Source organism: Asanoa sp. NPDC050611 (genome assembly GCF_040654855.1).
Classification (GTDB): Bacteria; Actinomycetota; Actinomycetes; order Mycobacteriales; family Micromonosporaceae; genus Asanoa.
On the sequence record NZ_JBFAIU010000630.1, the window covers coordinates 1 to 2074 of the forward strand.

Here is a 2074-nt window from a genome sequence, read left to right on the forward strand (position 1 = left end):
GGACGACCTGGGCCGGGTAGCGCCAGTGCAGGAACGTCAGATCGCGCCAGGTCTGGAACATGACCGGCCGGTCGACCACTGGCGGGCGCGGACCCGCGGGCGCACCGCCGGCCGAGCCCACGGTCCGGCGCGACGGCGATCCGGGCACGGGTCCGATACCGGCGGCCGGCGGTCGCCGGCGCGCTCCCGAGCCCGACGAGGCCCGCGGCGCGGACCCGGCCGGCACACAGACGTCCGAATGGGCGGCGCGCCGCGACCAGGGCCGCCCGGCCGGACCCGGTGCCCCGACCTCGGGCGCCGGTCCGGCGCGGAACCGCTTCGGCGGCGGCGCGGCCACACCGGCGCCCGCACAGCGCGACAACACGTCCGGCTGGAACACGGGCGGAGGCCGGGGCACCGGCCCGGGTCCGACCACGACCGGCGGCATGCCGCCCGTGATCGCACCGCCGGTAGTACCGGGCCGCGATGCCGGGCCACCCCGCCAGGGTCGCCGGGCCGCGCCCGAAGCCCCGGCCGACGGCCCCGACGGCTTCGGCACCCGACCGGCCCGCGGCGGCGCTGCGGTGCCCGGGCAGCCGGGGGAGGGCGTAGCCGGCCGGCCGGAGGTCATCGGCGGCCGTGGCCGACGCGGTGCTGGCCCGGACGTCCCGCCGGCCGATGGGCCGGCCGGCGCCGGCCGCGCGCGACCGGACGGTGGTGCCGCGATTCCCGCGCAGGCGGAGGGCTACGGCGGCCGTCGCCGCGCCGCCCGCCCGGAGACGCCCGGCGACGGCGTGGCCGCGACCGGGCAGATGCCCGGCGGTCGTGGACGTCCCGGTGGACCCGGCCCGGACGTGCCACCAGCGGACGGCGGCCGCAGGCGCGCCGATCCGGACATCCCGCCCGCCGCGGGCCCGGGCCAACCGTTCGGCGGCCGCCGCGGCGTTCCGGGCGCCGACGCCCCACCCTCGACCTTCCCCGGCCGCGGCCCGCCCGCCGGTCCCGGTGCTCCGGCCGCGAACACACCGCCCGTTGACCCCGCAACCGGCCCGAACCGAAGCGGCCGGAGCCCCGAACCGGACGGCGACGCCACGGGCGCCCCACGCGGCGGCGGCGCACGCAGCCGCTTCCGCGGTGACCCGGCGGGCGAGCCGCCCACCGCCCGTCCGGACGCACCCGCCGGCCGGCACGGCAACTCCGCCGACATGACCGCGGCGGCCTCGGGCGGCGTCCCACGCCAGGCCGGCCGCCACGGCACGCCGGTCGAGGACGCCCCGACCAACACCGGCGACGTGACCACGCCGGGCGGCCGCCGGCGACGGGCATCGGACACCGACACCGGTTCGCTCGGTGCCCGCGGCCGGTTCGGCGGCGACGCCGGCCCCGGCGCCCCGGCGTCCGGACCCCCGCGCGGCCGACCGACCGAGGACCCTCGAAACCAGCCCGGTGGCCCGCGGGAACGCTTCGGCGACGGCGAACGCCCGGGCGCCCGTACACCGGACGCACCGACCGGCCGCCGCGCCGCGCCGCCCGACGGCCCACCCGGCGCCGTCCCGGTACGCGGAACGGACCGCCCGACCGGCCAGGCCGGCACAGCCGCCGTGCGCCCACCCACGGGCCCGGACCAGCCCGGCCCCGGCGGACTGGGCGGCCCACCCCCACGCGGCGCCCGCCCCGCCGGCCGCGCCAACCCGGACACGACCGGCGCCGTCCGCCCGCCCGCCGCACCACCCGGCAGCCCGGTCGGCCCGACCGTGCCCGCGGGAGCTCAACCCGCCACGGGCACCGCCCGCCCACCGATGGCGCCGAACCAGAGCGGCCCACCCAACACCCGCGGTCGCGCCGACGTCCCCGGCCCGGACGGACCACTCCCACCCCCGGTCAGAGCGGCCGCCGGCGTGGCCCGCCCACCGGTCGCCCCGCCGGACCAGGACGGCCCGCCCCCGGTCCGCCGCTCCGCCGCCGTCCCGGTCACCCCGGAGACCAGCCAGCCCATCGAGCCGGGGGGGGGGGGGGGGCGCGGCGCCCCCGCCGCCCGCGCCCCCCCCCCCCCCCCCCGCCGCCGCCCCCGCCGCGGGGCTGCCCCCCCCCGCCC

Annotated in this window: 1 pseudogene; it reads left to right on the top strand. The window is 83.1% G+C overall.

The features are described 5' to 3' along the window. Positions 1-59 precede the first annotated feature (59 nt). Positions 60-2074: pseudogene (locus AB0H87_RS41195) on the top strand (hypothetical protein); the annotation flags it as partial.